Genomic DNA, 16,801 nt, shown 5'->3' on the forward strand with positions numbered 1-16,801 from the left:
AGTCTGACCAGCCGGCGCGATATCTGCCGCATCAACCGGCCACAAAGGAGACCGCCATGCAGTTCTTTGCCCTTCTCACCCGCAACACCGAAAAGTTCAGCGATAGCGATTTCGCGTCGCTGCTTCCGGGCGAAGCCGAGCAGCGGCGCACGCTCTATGCGCAAGGCGCCGTGCGCCAGGTCTGGAACCGCGGTGACATCCCCGGCAGCGGCATGATGTTCGAGGCTGCCGACGACAAGGAGGTGCGCGGCCATCTCGCCACCCTGCCGCTGGTCGAGGCCGGAATGATGAACATCGCGGCGATCGTGCCGCTCAATCCCTATCCCGGCTTCGGCCCGAAGCGTTGAGACCGGGATGAAGAGAGGTGCTGCCGCTCACCCGGCAGCACCTATGAGCGACCAAGGAAGCGACGCAAAAGGCCCGCCCGCGACGCCCCTGTATAGCGCTTGGGCAATTGCCGGGTGAGCAGGAACTGGTCGCGCCCTTCGAGGGCGCATCCGATGATGAAGCATCTTGCAGTTCACCAAGCGATGGCCCAGATCTCACGATCAACCGCCTCGGGTAGCGTTGAGGGAGATGAAGGCGCGCCGGGCCGAACTGTTTCGCTTCGCGCGGTCGAACAGTCCAAGGTCGCGGTGCCCGATCACTCCGCCGGCGCCACTCGCAGCATCGGTCTGCGGGCGCTGAGCCGGTCGAGATAGAGATAGACGACCGGCGTGGTGTAGAGCGTGAGAAGCTGCGAGACGATGAGGCCGCCGACGATCGCGATGCCGAGCGGCTGGCGCAGCTCCGCCCCAGTGCCGGTCTCGAGCGCCAACGGCAATGCGCCGAGCAAAGCCGCAAAGGTCGTCATCATGATCGGCCGGAAGCGCTGGAGGCTCGCCTTGTGGATGGCTTCTCGCGGCGCAAGCCCTTCCTGGCGCTCGGCCTGCAAGGCCATGTCGATCATCATGATGGCGTTCTTCTTGACGATGCCGATCAACAGGATGATGCCGATCAGCGAGATCACGTCGAATTCCATGCCGGTGACGATGAGCGCGAGCAGCGCGCCGATGCCGGCCGAAGGCAGCGTCGACAGGATGGTGATCGGGTGCACGTAGCTTTCGTAGAGCACGCCGAGCACGACATAGATCGTGGCGAGCGCGGCAGCGATCAGCAGGAGCTCGTTGAGCAGGTTGGAGCGGAAGGCGAGCGCCGTACCGGCAAGCGAGCCGTGGATCGACACCGGCATTTTCAGCTCCGCCATGGCGCGGTCGATTGCCGCCGAGGCGTCGCCGAGCGTGGCGCCATCGGCAAGGTTGAACGAGATCGTCGTGGCGACGAAGTGGCCCTGGTGGTTGACCGAAAGCGGCGTGGTCGCCGGACCGTAGGTGCTGAAGGCGGCGAGCGGCACCATGGTCTCGGCCGAGGTGCTGACGGCGGCGCCGCTCGAGGCGCTGCCGTGGCCGGTGACGGCGATCGCATTGGTCGCCTGATTCTGCAGCGAGCCCGACAGGCTGCCGGCCAGCGCGTTGGTCTTCTGCGTGCCGCTCGCCGCCGCGCCCGAGGTGCTGACATAGATGCCATTGAGCGCGCTCGGATCCTGCAGATAGCGCGGCGCGACTTCCATCACCACGTGATATTGGTTGCGGGCGTTGAAGATGGTCGACACCTGGCGCTGGCCGAAGGCGTCGTAAAGCGTGTTGTCGATGCTCGCCGGCGTCAGGCCGAGCCGGGCCGCGCTCTCGCGGTCGACGGTGATGTTGGTTTCGAGCCCGGCCTCGTCGCGGTCCGAATTGACGTCGGTTAGCTCCGGCGCCTGTTTCAGCAATTCGACGAGTTTCGGCGCCCATTCGTCGAGGTCAGCGGTCGTATCGGCCTGCAGCGTGTATTGATAGGTGGCGAGGCTTTGGCGGCCGCCGACCCTGATCTCCTGGCGCGGGTTGAGGAAGAGCTGCGCGCCGGGCAATTGCCTGAGCTGCGCGCGCAGCCGCCCCAGCACCGCTTGCAGCGGCGCACGATCGCCCTTCGGCTTCAGGTTGACATAGACGAAGCCGGAGTTGGTCTGGCGGCCGCCGATATAGCCGACGACGTTCGCCACCGCCGGGTCGCTCTTCAGGATCGTCTCCAGCCGCTCGAATTTCTGCCGCATCAATTGGAAGGAAATGGCCTGGTCGGCGCGCAGGCCGCCGATCAGCTCGCCGGTGTCCTGCTGCGGGAAGAAGCCCTTCGGCACGATCGTATAGAGGTAGACGTTGAGCGCGACGGCCGCGATCAGGATGATGAGCATCGCCTCGGCATTGTCGAGCGACCAGGCGAGCGAGCGGCCGTAGCCGGCGCGGACGCGCTGGAAGACGCTTTCGCCGAAGCGTGCGAGGATGGAACGGCGCTCCGATCGGACTGCACCCGCGCGCAAAAAATGCGCGCACATCATCGGGGTCACCGTCAGCGACAGCACCAGCGAAATGGCGATCGCCAGCGACAAGGTCATGGCGAATTCCTGGAACAGGCGGCCGAGTATGCCGCCCATCAACAGAATCGGCAGGAACACGGCGACGAGAGAAGCGCTCATCGACAGCACGGTGAAGCCGACCTCTTGAGCGCCGACCAGCGCCGCCCGGCCGCGCGGCATGCCGTCCTCGATGTGGCGCATGATGTTTTCCAGCACCACGATGGCGTCATCGACGACGAAGCCGGTGGCGATGGTGAGCGCCATCAAGGACAGATTGTCGAGCGTGTAGCCGAGCAGGTACATCGCTCCGAAGGTGCCGAGGATCGAGACGACCAGCGCCACGCTCGGGATCAGCGCCGCGCGCCAGTCGCGCAAAAAGAAGAACACCACGAAGACGACCAGCAGCACCGCCAGCACCAGCGTCAGCTCGGTGTCGCGCAGCGAGCCGCGGATGGTGAGGCTGCTGTCGGACGCGATGCTGAGGCGCGCATCCGCCGGCACCGAAGCCTGCAGCGTCGGGATCAGCGCGCGCACGCGGTCGACCGTGTCGATGATGTTGGCGTTGGGCTCGCGATAGAGCACCAAAAGCACGGCCGGCACGCCATTGGCGAGGCCGAGATTGCGCACGTCCTCAACCGAGTCCTCGACATCTGCGATGTCGGCGAGGCGCACCGCCGCACTGTTGCGCCAGGCGATCACCAGGTCGCGATAGTCGGCGGCATGGCTCGCCTGGTCGTTGGTGTAGAGCTGGTAGCGGAGCGCCCCGTCTTCCTCGAAACCCTTCGGACTGCGCGCATTGGCCGAGGCAAGTGCGGCGCGCACATCCTCCAGGCCGATGCCGTAATGGAACAGCGCCCCCGGATTGAGCTCCACCCGAACGGCGGGCAGCGACGAGCCGCCGAGGTCGACATTGCCGACACCCTCGACCTGGGACAGGCGCTGCTGCAGCACGGTCGCGGCGGCATCGTAGAGCTGACCGGGTGTGAGTGTGCGCGAGGTCAGCGCCAGGATCATCACCGGCGCGTCGGCGGGATTGTATTTGCGGTAGGTCGGGTTGCTGCGCAGATCGGACGGGAGGTCGGCGCGCGCGGCGTTGATGGCGGCTTGAACGTCGCGCGCGGCGCCGTTGATGTCGCGATCGAGGTCGAATTGCAGCACAACATTGGTCGAGCCGGTGCCGGAGCGCGACGTCATCTCGGAAACCCCGGCGATCTGGCCGAGATGGCGTTCGAGCGGCGCCGCGACATCGGTCGACATCGTGTCGGGGCTGGCGCCTGGCATCGAGGCCTGCACCGAGATGGTCGGGAAATCCACCTTGGGCAGCGGCGCGACGGGAAGATTGACGTATGCGATCAGGCCCGCCGCCGCCAATCCGATGGCCAGCAGCGTCGTGGCGACCGGCCTGGCGATGAAGGGCGCGGAGAGGTTCACGGCGTGAGCCCGCCGGCCGGCGCTCTCGCTTCACGTGCCCCCGACCGCGTCAGTCTATCGAAGGCAAGGTAGATCACCGGCGTGGTGAAGAGCGTCAGCACCTGGCTGACGATCAGCCCGCCAACGATAGTGATGCCGAGCGGCTGGTGCAATTCCGAGCCGGCAAGGCCGCCGAGCAGGAGCGGAAGCGCCCCGAACAGCGCGGCCATCGTCGTCATCAGGATCGGCCGCAACCGCAGCAAGCAGGCTTCGTAAATCGCCTCGCGCGGGTCCAGCCCCTGCAGGCGTTCGGCCTGCAGGGCGAAGTCGATCATCATGATGGCGTTCTTCTTGACGATGCCGACCAAGAGCACGATGCCGATGATGCCGATCACGTCGAGATCGTGGCCGGCGAGCATCAGCGCCACCAGCGCGCCCACGGTTGCCGAGGGCAGCGTCGAGAGGATCGTCAGCGGGTGGATGAAGCTCTCATAGAGCACGCCAAGCACGACATAGACGGTGGCGACTGCCGCAAGCACCAGCAGCAGCTCGTTGGAGAGCGAGCTTTGCAAGGCAAGCGCGGCGCCTTGGAAGCCGGTGACCAGGCCGGCGGGCGGCTGCATGTCATGTTCCGCCTTGCTGATCGCCGCGGTGGCGTCGCCGAGCGAGATGCCGGGCGCGAGATTGAAGGATATGGTCGTGGCCGGGAACTGGGCGAGGTGGTTCACCAGCAGCGGCGCCTGCCGGACAGTGATGCTGGCGATCGCCGATAGCGGCACCTGGCCGGAACCGGAGGACGGCAGGTAGATCGAGCCCAGCGAAGCCGGCGTCTGTCCGACCGAAGGATCGGCTTCAAGGATGACGCGGTATTCGTTCGACTGGGTGAAGATGGTCGAGATGATGCGCTGGCCGAAGGCATCGTAGAGCGCGTTGTCGACGGTCGCTGGCGTAATCCCGAAGCGTGCCGCCGTCGCTCGGTCGATGGTGATGTCGACCGCAAGCCCGCTCTGCTGGCTGTCGCTGGCCACGTCGGCGAGTTCGGGAAGTGCCGCCAGCCTATCGGTGAGCTTTGATGTCCAGGTCGCCAGCTCGGCCGGATCCGAATCCTGCAGAACGTATTGGTACTGCGACGCGCTGGAGGTGGAGTCCACGCTCAGGTCCTGCACCGGCTGCATGTGCAGCGCGATGCCGGTCACGACGTCGGTCTCCCGAGCCAGCCGCCGGATGATCGCGCTGGCATCGGCCGCGCGCTCGTCGCGCGGCTTGAGATTGATCAGCATGTGGCCGCTGTTGGCGGTCATGTTCTGGCCGTCGACGCCGATGAAGGACGACAGGCTCGCGACATCCGGATCCTTCAAGATGACATCGGCGAGCGCCTGCTGGTGCGCTGCCATGTCGGCGTAGGACGCCGAGCCCGCGGCCTCGGTGACGGCCGAAATCGCGCCGGTGTCCTGAACCGGGAAGAAGCCTTTCGGGATGACAACATAGAGATAGACGGTGAGCGCAAGCGTGGCTGCGGCGACCAGCAGCGTCAGCGCCTGACGGTCGAGCACCCAGCGCAAGGCGGCGGCATAGCCGTTGGCCACGGCATCGAAGGCGGCCTCGGCGCCGCGCGCCAGCGCGCCCTGCCTGCGTTCGGACGGCGGCTTGAGCAGCCTGGCGCACATCATCGGCACCAGCGTCAACGAGACGATGGCCGAAATGACGATGGCGATCGCAAGCGTGATGGCGAATTCGTGGAACAGGCGGCCGACGACGTCGCCCATGAACAGAAGCGGGATCAGCACCGCGATTAGCGAGACGGTGAGCGAGATGATGGTGAAGCCGATCTGGGCCGAGCCTTCGAGCGCGGCGGTGACCGGATCGTCGCCATGCTCGATGAAGCGCGAGATGTTTTCGATCATGACGATGGCGTCGTCGATGACGAAGCCGGAGGCGATGGTCAGCGCCATCAGCGACAGATTGTCGAGGCTGAAGCCCCAAAGATACATGACCGCGAACGTGCCGATCAGCGACAGCGGCACCGACAGGCTCGGAATGATCGTCGCCGGAATGTTGCGCAGGAACAGGAAGGTGACGAGCACGACCAGAAGCGCCGCCGTCGCCAGCTCGAACTCGACGTCATGGACTGAGGCACGGATGGTGGTCGTGCGGTCGGTCAGCGGCTCGACGCTGACCGCCGCCGGCAAGCCGGCGCGAACCTGTGGCAGCAGCGCCTTCACCGAGTCGACGACGCGGATGACATTGGCTCCGGGCTGGCGCTGGATGTTGAGCAGGATCGCCGGCGAGCGGTTTTCCCAAGCGCCCAGCTTCGAGTTCTCCGGCCCCTCTATGATATCGGCGACCTCGCCCAGCCTGACCGGCGCCCCGTTGCGGTAAGCGACGACCATATCCGCATAGGTCTTGGGGTCGCTGATCTGGTCGTTGGCGTTGATGGTGTAGGAACGCGCCGGCCCGTCGAAGCTGCCTTTCGGCGTGTTGACGTTGAGCGTGCCGATGGTGGTGCGCAGATCGTCGATGTTGAGCCCCATGGCGGCCAGCGCCTTGAGCTTTACGCGGATGCGCACGGCCGGCCGCTCGCCGCCGGAGATGCTGACCAGCCCGACGCCCGGAAGCTGCGAGATCTTTTGCGCCAGCCGCGTCTCGCCATAGTTCTCGACTTCGGTCAGGGGCAGCGTCTTCGAGGTGATCGCCAGCGTCAGGATCGGCGCGTCGGCCGGATTCACCCTGGCGTAGATCGGCGGCGCCGGCAGGTCGGCGGGCAGAAGGTTGCCGGCTGCGTTGATCGCCGCCTGGACCTCCTGCTCGGCAATGTCCAGGCTGAGGTCGAGGCTGAAGCGCAGCGTGATGACGGAGGCGCCGGCCGAACTCCCCGACGACATCTGCTCCAGCCCCGGCATCTGGCCGAACTGGCGCTCCAGGGGCGCGGTGACCGAAGTCGTCATCACCTCCGGGCTGGCGCCGGGATAGAAGGTCTGCACCTGGATCGTCGGGTAGTCGACCTCAGGCAAGGCCGAGAGCGGCAGGAAGAGATAGGCGATCATGCCGACCATCAGGATGGTCGCCATGATCAGCGTGGTGGCCACCGGCCGCAGGATGAAAGGCCGCGACGGGTTCAGCCAACCGGAGACGAGACCGCTTGGCGTGCTCATTGGGCTTCGCCGCTGTCGCCACCATTTCCGCTGCTGCCGCTATTGCCGTTGCCGTCGCGACGATGGTGGCGGTGGTGCTTGCGGCCGGCATCGCCCGATGCGTCCGCGCCGTCGCCTGCCGAACCTTGGCGCTGGCTGCTCGAGATCGCGGGCGCGTTGCCGGGGTTGACGGCAGACGTATTGCTGGTCGCGGCGGCCCCGCTGCCCCTACCCTCCGCTTGCGGCTGCGCGGGAGATCCAGCGCCGGCGGTCGGCGCGGCGCTGTTGTCAGGCACGGTCACCTTGGCGCCGTCCTTCAGCCGGTCGACGCCATCGACGACCACCTTGGCGCCCGGCGGAAGGCCCGACAGCAATTGCGTGACCGAGGCGTCGCCGGGGCCAAGGGAAACGGTCTTCAACGAGACAGTGCTGTCGTCGTTGAGCTGATAGACGAAAGTGCCTGGAGCGCCGTGCTGGATGGCGGCGTTGGGCAGCACCGTCACGCCGGTCAGCGTGCGCACCAGGAGATGCACGTTGACGAACTGGTTGGGATAAAGCCCGCCGTCGGCGTTAGCAAACACGGCGCGCAGCTTCACGGTGCCGGTGGTCGGATCGATCTGGTTGTCGATCGTCTGCAGCGTGCCTTCGGCGATCTGCTTGGTGTCGTTGCGGTCGAACAAGGTGGCCTTGAGCCCGGCATTACCATGCGTCTGTTCCAGCACTTCGGCGAGGGTGTCTTCGGGCAGCGAGAACAGCACCGAAATCGGCTGCATCTCGGTGATCACCGCAATGCCGGTGCTGTCGGAAGGCGTGACGTAATTGCCCTGATCGACCAGCCTGAGGCCGATGCGGCCATCGGCAGGTGCAACGATATGGCTGTTGGCGATATTGACCTCGACGGCCTCGATCTGCGCCTGGTCGGACATGACCGTGCCCTCGTCGGATTGCACGGTCGCGCGCTGCAGGTCGACCGCCTGCTGCGTGATGGCGTTGGAGGTCAGCTTCAGATCGCGGTCGAGGTCGAGCCTGGCATCGCTCAGCAGCGCCTGGTCGTGCTTCAATTGGCCCTGCAGCTGATGCAGCGAGGCTTGGAGAGTGCGGTCGTCGACCTGGGCAAGAAAATCGCCCTTCTTCATCATCTCCCCTTCGGTGAAGGCGATCGCGGTGATCTGCCCGCTGACCTGCGGGCGCACCGTCACCGTCGACAGTGAGGTGACCGTGCCCAGCGCCTCCAGCGTGATCGGGATGTCGGCCTGCGTCACCGAGGCGACTGCGACCGGCTGCGCGCCGAGATCGCCGCCCCGGAAGCGTCCGCCCCCGCGCGCGCCTTGCTGCTGCACCGGCGCTGGATGAAGCCAGAAGGCGACGCCCGCTCCAGCCGCGACCAGCAGCAGCGCGACCATCCAGCCGCGGCGCCGGCGGCGCACGACCACCGGCTTGATGTCCGTCATCGGCTCACGGAGCGGCTGTAGCCGGCTGGCGACTTCGTCGTCCACTTTGTCACCTATCCATCGAACCGCATGCGGCCAGGTCGACCACGTCATTGGCCAGCGTCACAGGCCCAAGAGGCAGTCCGGCCGGGAACATAACGCCGGAACCGGGCTGTGCAATTGCGCGCGACATTAAATTCCCGTAAGAATTGAATGGGTTAGGTTGAAGACCACACTTAAAAAACGCATGCCCGGGGCGGGCTGTTCGGGACGTGCCCCCATCGTGTGGGAGTGACCGACCGCGCCGCCCCGGCCAATGATGACAAGGCTTTAAGGGGTGAACCCGGCCCGTGCGGCGGACCGCCTTTTGACGGTCAGGCCCCGTTCCGGTCCCGGCGCAACCGCAGCCTCCGAGCGGGACCCCACTCCATCCCGCTCGCAAAGATGTGAACGCAGCCACGTGCGAAGCTGCCCTATTCCTCAGCTTTATCGGCAGCGGGCCGGATCGCGATCGAAGAGGGAAGCCATGACCTTTGCCCGGCTGCTCGCCTTGCCCCTGCTCAGCCTGTTGGCGCTCGGCCAGACGACCGCGCAAAGTCCGGACTGGGCCACCTCGCATGACGCACAGGTCGAGGACCTGAAAGTCTTCCGTCACGACTTCCTCGATGTCGACAAGTCTTTTTCCAGCGCCGCCCGCGTGGAAGCGGCATCGCGGCTGCAGGCGCTCGAAACCGCGGCAGGTCCGACCGACGCGACCGTCTTCGCTGTCGATCTCTGCCAGATCGCGGCACTGGCCGACAATGGTCACACGACCTGCAAGTTGCCGCGCGCCAATGGTGTGGCGATGTCTTTGCTGCCCATCGACGGCGCCTTCTACGTCATAGCGGCCAGCCCGCAAAACAGCGATCTGCTGGGCAGCCGGCTCGCCGGCATCGACGGCCATCCGGCTGCTGAAGTCTCCTCGGCGCTGCGCAGCCTGCATGGCGGCGTGGCGGCATGGCGAGACATCGAGGCGACCGACGCGATCGTCCGGCCCGACCTGCTGCATGCGCTCGGGCTCGCCAATGCCGCCGGCGACGCGACCTTTCGTTTCCAGGCGCCCGACGGCCGCATCATCGACCGCAAGCTCGCCCCGGAGCCGCAGCGCCGCGACTGGGTGAAGATTTTTCCCAAGGGAAGCGCGCCCTGGCCCCTGCAGGATCAGGAACAGCCTTTCCGCTGGCGCGATGCGCCCGAACTCGATGGCGTCGTCGCCGAGGTCAGGCGCAACGTCGACGGCAAGACCGGGAAGATCGCCGATTTCCTGGCTGAGGTCGAAGCCGCCCGGGTCCGTCTCGGCCGCAAGAACCTCGTCCTCGACATGCGCTTCAACACCGGCGGCAACTTGATGCTGACCCGCGATGTCCTCAGTTCCTGGCCGTCCCGCGTCAAACCGCCGGGACGGCTGTTCGTGCTGGAAAGCCCGATTACCTTTTCGGCGGGAATTGTCGACGTCGCCTATCTCAAGCAGGCTGGCGGGGACAGGGTCACACTGGTCGGCGAAGCGCCCGGCGACCGCATGATGTTCTTCGCCGATCAGCAGCAGGTGACGCTGCCGCATTCGGGCCTCATGCTGCAGTCCGCGACGCAGCGCTATGACCTTCAAAACGGCTGCAAGGCCTACGCCGATTGTTTCGTCGGCATGGCGCAACCGAGTTCCGCCACGGGCACGACGCCCGTGCTTGTCGCCACCATCGACAAAGGCAAGGGCCGCAAGCCGGTTGCGCTCAAGACGCTGGAGCCCGACATTGCCGCGCCATGGTCAATCGACGATCTGCTCAAGGGTCGCGATCCCGGAATGGCGGCCGTTCAGGCGGCGTTGGCGGGACAGCAGGAGTAGGACTGTTCAGTCGTGTTTTTATAGCGGAAGCGACCGGCGACATGGCGGCAAGGCTCTCGCACCGCGCGCATACGCTGCATCACGACGGCGAGCAGCTGCAGGCGCGAACCCGAACTGATGGCGAAGCTGACCGAGCGGTCGAACCAGCTGCTCTACATCCTCTCCGTCATGACCGCGGTGCTGCTGCCGATGACCATCATCTCCGGCCTGTTCAGCATGAATGTCGGCGGGCTCCCGCTGGTCGACACGGCGCTCGGCTTCTGGGTGGTGACGGCGATAGCGGTCGTCGTCGCCGGCATCGTCTACATGGTCGTGCGGCGGCTGGGCCGGGTTTAGCGTCCTATGCGCTTGCGCGCAGATCCTCGACGACCGTACCGGCCGCGCGGACTTCCGCCTCATGGTCCGGCTCGCGCCATGTCTCGGCGAGACCGGCCGCATACCATTCGCGCATGGCAGCGAGATCGAGCAACCGCTTGGGATAAGCAGCGGCGGCGCCCTCGAATGCCAGTCCATAGGACTGTGCCCGGAAAGCGACCGGAGCGAAGAAGGCATCGACCGCGGTGAAGTGGTCTCCGGCAAGGAACGGTCCGCCGAATCGCGCAAGGCCGTCGTTCCACAAGTCGCCCAGGCGGAAGAGATCGTGCTTCAGCGCATCGGACATCGATGCCAGCTTGACGCGCACGCCACAGCTCATCGGGCAGTCATTGCGCAGCGCGGCAAAGCTCGAATGCATTTCGGCGGCGGCGGAGCGCGCCCAGGCGCGCGCTTTCCCATCGGCCGGCCAAACGCCCTGATGCCGCTCTGCCAGATATTCGACGATCGAGAGCGAGTCCCACACCGCCCAGCCATCGTCGACCAGGCAGGGCACGCGGCCATTCGGCGAGAATGACCGGAAGAGGCCAAAACTCGATCCGGTCGGGAACGGCGTCAGCCGCTCTTCGAAGCGAATGTCGAGAGTCCGCATCAGCACCCACGGCCGTAGCGACCAGGACGAATAGTTCTTGTTGCCGATATAAAGCAGGTACATTTTACCGCCCTCACCTCGTCGCGGGACCCGCCTGGCGGACCTCGCGCCCTCTGAACATCGACCAGCTGTACATGGCCAGCGCAGTCCAGATAAGGGCGAAAGCTATGGCCTGCGTGGTGCCGAACGGCTCATCGAAGATCAAGACGGCGATCAGGAACACCATGGTCGGCGCGATATATTGCATGATGCCGATGGTAGAGAGGCGCAAAAGCCTGGCGCCGAAGGCAAAGAGCAGAAGCGGCACCGCGGTCACCGGGCCGCAGCCGATCAGCAGCGCGGTGTCGGCGCCGGTGCTGGAGATGAAATGGTCCTGTCCCGCGGCGATCAGGTAGGCAATGTAGCAAAGCGCCGGCACCGACAGCAAAAGAACTTCAAGCAGAAAGCCCTGGCTCGGCCCGATCGGCAGCGTCTTGCGGAAGAAGCCGTAGGCGGCGAAGGAGAAGGCCAATGCCAGCGATACCCAGGGTAATTTGCCGGCCTCGACAGTAAGCACGGTCACCGCAATGGCGGCCAGCGCCACCGCCGCGATCTGCAGCCGGTCGAGCCGTTCGCCGAGGAGAACGGCGCCGACCACCACGCTGACCAGCGGGTTGATATAGTAGCCGAGCGCCGTCTCGACCGTGCGGTCGACTGCGATCGCCCAGACATAGATGCCCCAGTTGACCGAGATGAGCGTCGCCGTCAGCGCCGCCATGGCGAGGCTTTTTGGCGAGCGGATCGCGGCCTTGAAGTCGGCGGTGCGGCCGGCCCAAACCAGCACGGCAGCGGCGATCGGCACCGACCAAACGATCCGGTGCGAGATCACCTCGATCAGAGGCAGGTGCGCCACCGCTTTCATGTAGAAGGGCAACAGCCCCCAGAGGAAATAGGCGCCGAGCGCCAAAAGGAAGCCGCGGCGGGCCTTGGCATCTTGATCGAGATCGGCTGTTGCGGTGACCATGGCCCAACGCTATGGCCCAGCGGATCGTCCAAGACCATCGCAAAATTCTGATGGATCAATGGACTTTTGATGATGGTTCAACCTACTCCGCCGCGACCAGTCCTGCCATCTCGCGGTTCTTCATCAGCTTGTAGATGATTGAATCCATCAGCGCCTGGAAGGAGGCGTCGATGATGTTTTCCGATACGCCGACCGTCCACCAGCGGGCGCCGGTGGAATCGTGCGATTCGATCAGCACTCGGGTGATGGCTTCGGTGCCGCCGTTGAGAATGCGCACCTTGAAGTCGGCGAGCTCGAGGTCGACGATCTCGTTCTGATACTTGCCGAGATCCTTGCGCAGCGCGATGTCGAGCGCGTTGACCGGGCCGTGGCCTTCGGCCACCGACATCTTCTCCTCGCCGTCGACCATCACCTTCACGATCGCCTCGGACACGGTCTTCAGGTTGCCGTTGGCATCGAAGCGGCGCTCGACCATGCAGCGGAACGAGGTGACGTTGAAGAACTCCGGCAGGCCGTGCAGCATCTTGCGGGCCAAGAGCTCGAAGGAGGCGTCGGCGCCCTCATAGGCGTAGCCTTCGGCCTCGCGCTCCTTGACGACGGCGATGAGCGCGTCGAGCCGGCTGTCGTCCTTCGGCACGTCGATGCCGCGCCGCTTCAATTCCGCGAGGAAATTGGCCTTGCCGCCCTGGTCGGAGACCATGACACGGCGGCGGTTGCCCACGGCTTCCGGCGGCACATGCTCGTAAGTCGCCGGCTCTTTGGCCAGCGCCGAGGCATGGATACCCGCCTTGGTGGCGAAGGCGGATGAGCCGACATAGGGCGCCTGAGCTTCCGGCGCGCGGTTGAGCAACTCGTCGAAAGCGCGGGAGAGCCGCGAAATGCCGGTCAGTGCTTCGGCCGAAATGCCTGTCTCGAAGCGATCGGCGAAGGCCGGCTTGAGCGCGAGCGTCGGGATGATTGTGACCAGATTGGCGTTGCCGCAGCGCTCGCCGATGCCGTTCAGCGTGCCCTGGATCTGGCGCACACCGGCCTCGACGGCGGCAAGGGAATTCGCCACCGCCTGGCCGGTGTCATCATGGGCATGAATGCCGAGATGGTCGCCAGGGATGCCGCCTGCGATCACCTTCTCGACGATGGCCCGCACTTCCGAAGGCTGCGTGCCGCCATTGGTGTCGCATAGCACCACCCAGCGCGCCCCGGCATCATAGGCAGTCTTGGCGCAGGCCAGCGCGTAAGCCGGATTGGCCTTGAAGCCGTCGAAGAAATGCTCGCAGTCGACCATCGCCTCCTTGCCGGCGGCGACCGCCGCCTGGACCGAGACCTTTATCGACTCAAGGTTCTCCTCGTTGGTGCAGCCGAGCGCCACGCGCACGTGATAGTCCCAGCTCTTGGCGACGAAGCAGATCGCGTCCGACTTCGATTGCACCAGCGCCGCCAGCCCCGGATCGTTGGAGGCCGAAACCCCTGCCCGCTTGGTCATGCCGAAGGCGACGAATTTCGCGCTTTCCGTGCGCTTCTGATGGAAGAAGGCGGTGTCGGTCGGGTTGGCGCCGGGATACCCGCCCTCGACATAGTCGATGCCGAATTCGTCAAGCAGCTTGGCGATCGCGATCTTGTCCTCGACGGAAAAGTCGATGCCCGGCGTCTGCTGGCCGTCGCGCAGCGTGGTGTCGAAGAGGTAGAGGCGTTGCTTCATCATGGCTGTAGCTCGAAAAGTCGCGATCCTTCGCGCCGGGGGCGCCGTAGAGCACAAACCTGCATGGTTATTTGCCGGCGTATTTATCCGTCGCCCGAATCAGCCGGTCCAGAATCCCCGGCTCCGAATACGAGTGGCCGGCGCCTTCGATGAGGTGGAAATCCGCCTTCGGCCAGGCCTTGTGCAGCGCCCAGGCATAGCGCGCCGGGCACGGCATGTCGTAGCGGCCGTGGACGATGGTGCCGGGGATGTCCTTCAGCTTCCAGGCATCGCGCAGCAGCTGTCCTTCTTCCAGCCAGCCGGCATGGACGAAATAGTGGTTCTCGATGCGGGCGAAGGCGATGGCATAGTCGTCCTGGCCGAAAGGCGTGCTGGTTTCCGGCTCCGGCAAAAGCGTGATCGTCTCGCCTTCCCACAGACTCCAGGCAAGCGCCGCCTCGACCTTCGCCTTGCGGTCGGTGCCCACCAGCCGCTTGCGGTAGGCCGCCATCATGTCGCCGCGCTCGGCCTCGGGGATCGGCGCCAAAAAACGTTCCCACTTGTCGGGAAACATCTCGGAGACGCCGAACTGATAGTACCATTCGAGCTCGGCGCGGGTGAGCGTATAGATGCCGCGCACGACGAGCTCGCTGACGCGCTCGGGATGCGTTTCGGCATAGGCCAGCGCCAGCGTCGAGCCCCACGAGCCGCCGAACACCAGCCATTTGTCGAAGCCCGCCATCTCGCGCAGGCGTTCGATGTCGGCGACGAGATGCCAGGTGGTGTTGGCTTCCAACGAGGCGTTGGGCGTCGACTTGCCGCAGCCGCGCTGGTCGAACAGGATGACGTCGTAGAGTTTCGGGTCGAACAGCCGCCGGTGTTTCGGCGAGATCGTGCCTCCGGGGCCGCCATGCAGGAACACGGCTGGCTTGGCGCCTTTGGTGCCGCAGCGCTCCCAATAGATGGTGTGGCCATCACCGACATCGAGCATGCCTGTTTCGAACGGCTCGATCTCGAGATAGAGCGTGCGCAAGGAGCTGCTGTGGATCGTCATAGTTTCAGTCCCTGCTGCGGCCAGTTGGCCGTCTCGTGATCGGGATGCTGGAAGGAGATGATCTGCTCCTGCCGTCGATAGTAGTCGGGGTCGTCGTGGACCGGCGCCTCGAAGATCTTCTCCACCCAGGGCAGCCGCACCGCGTAGTTGACCTGGATCTGCGGCGCCAAGTCCGAACGATCGTCGAAGGCACCGATGGCGATCTCCAGCCCGCCCGGCTGGCGGTAGGTGAGCGGCGTGCCGCAGCGGCGGCAGAAGCCGCGATCGATGTTGACCGAGGACTGGAAATAGCTCGGCTCCTCATGGGTCCATTCGACGCCATCCTTCGGCACCGTCACCAGGGCGCCGAAGAAATTGCCGAACTGTTTCTGGCACATGCGGCAATGGCAGATGGACGGGCGCCCGAGCTTGCCGTGGACGCGGAAGCGCACGGCGCCGCACTGGCAGCCGCCGGTTCGAATTTCATCGGTCATGGTTTTTCCTCCGGCGGCCATTGGTCCGTGTCGTGATCGGGATGTTGATAGGAGACGAGCTCGGCGAGATAAGGCGCCGACGAAACATCGCCCATCGTCTCCTCGGAGGGCAGTTTCGAAACGCCGTCGACATAGGGAAGCTTCGCTTCGACGCCCCACTGGATGGTTGGCGCGATGCCGGCCGGGTCGTCGAAGGCGGCGATCGCCAGCGCCACGCCGTCCGGCGCCTCGAAGGTCAGCGGCGTGCCGCATTCGGCGCAGAAGCCGCGCCATGCCGCGCTGGACGAGCGGAAGCGCTTCGGCTCGCCGCGCGTCCAGTCGAGCCTGGCGCCGCGCACCGAGACCAGCGGCAGATAGAAATTGCCGCTCGCCTTCTGGCACATGCGGCAATGGCAGACCGAGGCATCGCCCAGCGCGCCCTCAACGCGGAAACGTACGGCGCCGCACTGGCACCCGCCCGTATAGACCGGCCGGTTATCAAGGCTCATCGATCCCTCCCATCGAGCTCACTCCGGATCATGGCAGACCGCCTCGACATTGTTGCCGTCGGGATCGAAGACGAAGGCGCCGTAATAATTGGGGTGGTAATGCGGACGCAGCCCCGGCCCGCCATTGTCCTTGCCGCCGGCCGCAAGGGCCGCGGCATGGAAGGCGTCGACCTCGGCGCGGCTGCGCGCGGTGAAGGCGACATGCTGATGGTCCTTCGGCTTCTCCTTGCCCGCGCTCAGCCAGAACACCGGCCGGTCGCGGCCATAGCCGCCGACCTTGGCGCCGCCGGTATATTCCTCCGGCACCATGTAGAGCAGCGAAGCGCCAAGCGGCGCCATCGCCTTGTCGTAGAACGCCTTGGACTTTTCGAAATCGGAAACGCTGATGCCGAGATGATCGATCATGGAACGAGCTCCTGCGTTGCGGTCTCCGGCACTTCGGCGCCGGCCAGGCCGGCCGCAATGACGATGTGCTGGCAGACATTGTCGATATCGCGGATCACGTCGTCGTTCCAGAAGCGCAGCATGGTCCAGCCGCTTGCAGCTAGATAGCCACTTCTTGCCTCGTCACGGTTTAAGTGTTCCGCATCGCCATGCTGGCTGCCATCGACCTCGACTATGAGGCGATGGGCCGAGCACGCGAAACCAACGATATAAGGTCCGATCGGCACCTGCCGCCGGAAGCTCATGCCCATCAAGCGGTGGGCACGCAACTCGTTCCAAAGTTTCAGCTCGGCATCCGTCATGGCACGCCGCATGGACTTGGCGTTATTGCGCTGACGGGATGGAACGAGGTCGTGGCCCATAGCTACACGCCTCACGTTTGCGATTAACGAAATCGCACGCCCGAGCTAATCTCCCCC

Annotated in this window: 14 protein-coding genes; 3 read left to right on the plus strand and 11 right to left on the minus strand. The window is 65.3% G+C overall.

Features of this window, described 5'->3' with window-relative positions:
- Positions 1-56 precede the first annotated feature (56 nt).
- Entirely contained in the window at positions 57-347 is a 291-nt protein-coding gene (locus tag P9217_RS03385) for a muconolactone Delta-isomerase family protein (RefSeq protein ID WP_095800096.1), read from the plus strand.
- A gap of 296 nt (positions 348-643) precedes the next feature.
- Here P9217_RS03385 and P9217_RS03390 read toward each other — a convergent pair whose 3' ends face one another.
- From P9217_RS03390 to P9217_RS03400, 3 genes are read right to left on the minus strand one after another with little or no spacing between them, the layout of a single operon-like run.
- Positions 644-3,862, minus strand: a complete 3,219-nt coding sequence (locus P9217_RS03390) for an efflux RND transporter permease subunit (protein ID WP_278086658.1) — start codon at positions 3,860-3,862, stop codon at positions 644-646.
- On the minus strand, positions 3,859-6,960 hold the full coding sequence (locus P9217_RS03395; RefSeq protein ID WP_278086958.1) for a multidrug efflux RND transporter permease subunit: 3,102 nt from the start codon (positions 6,958-6,960) through the stop codon (positions 3,859-3,861). The genes P9217_RS03390 and P9217_RS03395 overlap by 4 nt, the downstream gene beginning before the upstream one ends.
- A gap of 29 nt (positions 6,961-6,989) precedes the next feature.
- Positions 6,990-8,468: an efflux RND transporter periplasmic adaptor subunit gene (locus P9217_RS03400; protein WP_278086657.1), complete on the minus strand. Its 1,479-nt coding sequence runs from the start codon at positions 8,466-8,468 to the stop codon at positions 6,990-6,992.
- Between the two features lie 460 nt (positions 8,469-8,928).
- Here P9217_RS03400 and P9217_RS03405 point away from each other — a divergent pair, with 460 nt between their 5' ends.
- Positions 8,929-10,281, plus strand: a complete 1,353-nt coding sequence (locus P9217_RS03405; RefSeq protein ID WP_278086656.1) for a hypothetical protein — start codon at positions 8,929-8,931, stop codon at positions 10,279-10,281.
- Positions 10,282-10,398: 117 nt separating this feature from the next.
- Positions 10,399-10,617: a CorA family divalent cation transporter gene (locus P9217_RS03410; protein WP_278086655.1), complete on the plus strand. Its 219-nt coding sequence runs from the start codon at positions 10,399-10,401 to the stop codon at positions 10,615-10,617.
- A 4-nt stretch (positions 10,618-10,621) separates the two neighbouring features.
- On the opposite strand, the gene P9217_RS03415 is transcribed toward P9217_RS03410, so the two are convergent.
- The 8 genes from P9217_RS03415 to P9217_RS03450 all read right to left on the minus strand — a co-directional run bounded on the left by P9217_RS03415 (position 10,622) and on the right by P9217_RS03450 (position 16,744).
- The gene (locus P9217_RS03415; protein ID WP_278086654.1) at positions 10,622-11,308 is read right to left on the minus strand and encodes a glutathione S-transferase family protein; all 687 of its coding nucleotides are present in this window, start codon (positions 11,306-11,308) and stop codon (positions 10,622-10,624) included.
- A gap of 10 nt (positions 11,309-11,318) precedes the next feature.
- Positions 11,319-12,248, minus strand: coding sequence for an EamA family transporter RarD (gene rarD / locus P9217_RS03420; protein ID WP_095800101.1), 930 nt, complete (start codon positions 12,246-12,248; stop codon positions 11,319-11,321).
- Positions 12,249-12,330: 82 nt separating this feature from the next.
- Positions 12,331-13,947: a citramalate synthase gene (gene cimA / locus P9217_RS03425; RefSeq protein ID WP_095800102.1), complete on the minus strand. Its 1,617-nt coding sequence runs from the start codon at positions 13,945-13,947 to the stop codon at positions 12,331-12,333.
- 64 nt (positions 13,948-14,011) lie between these two features.
- A complete protein-coding gene (gene pip, locus P9217_RS03430; protein WP_278056801.1) occupies positions 14,012-14,977 on the minus strand; it encodes a prolyl aminopeptidase in 966 nt (321 codons plus the stop codon).
- The gene (locus tag P9217_RS03435) at positions 14,974-15,450 is read right to left on the minus strand and encodes a GFA family protein (protein WP_095777832.1); all 477 of its coding nucleotides are present in this window, start codon (positions 15,448-15,450) and stop codon (positions 14,974-14,976) included. The genes pip and P9217_RS03435 overlap by 4 nt, the downstream gene beginning before the upstream one ends.
- Complete coding sequence (locus P9217_RS03440) at positions 15,447-15,938, minus strand: GFA family protein (protein ID WP_278086653.1); 492 nt, start codon at positions 15,936-15,938, stop codon at positions 15,447-15,449. Before P9217_RS03440 ends, P9217_RS03435 begins: the two co-directional genes overlap by 4 nt.
- Before the next feature lie 18 nt (positions 15,939-15,956).
- Positions 15,957-16,343 carry a VOC family protein gene (locus tag P9217_RS03445; protein ID WP_095800105.1) on the minus strand — a complete coding sequence of 129 codons (387 nt, stop codon included), beginning with the start codon at positions 16,341-16,343 and terminating at the stop codon, positions 15,957-15,959.
- On the minus strand, positions 16,340-16,744 hold the full coding sequence (locus tag P9217_RS03450) for a DUF559 domain-containing protein (protein ID WP_278086652.1): 405 nt from the start codon (positions 16,742-16,744) through the stop codon (positions 16,340-16,342). The genes P9217_RS03445 and P9217_RS03450 overlap by 4 nt, the downstream gene beginning before the upstream one ends.
- Positions 16,745-16,801: the final 57 nt, after the last annotated feature.

This window comes from Mesorhizobium sp. WSM4989, assembly GCF_029625795.1.
In the GTDB taxonomy this organism is placed as follows: domain Bacteria; phylum Pseudomonadota; class Alphaproteobacteria; order Rhizobiales; family Rhizobiaceae; genus Mesorhizobium.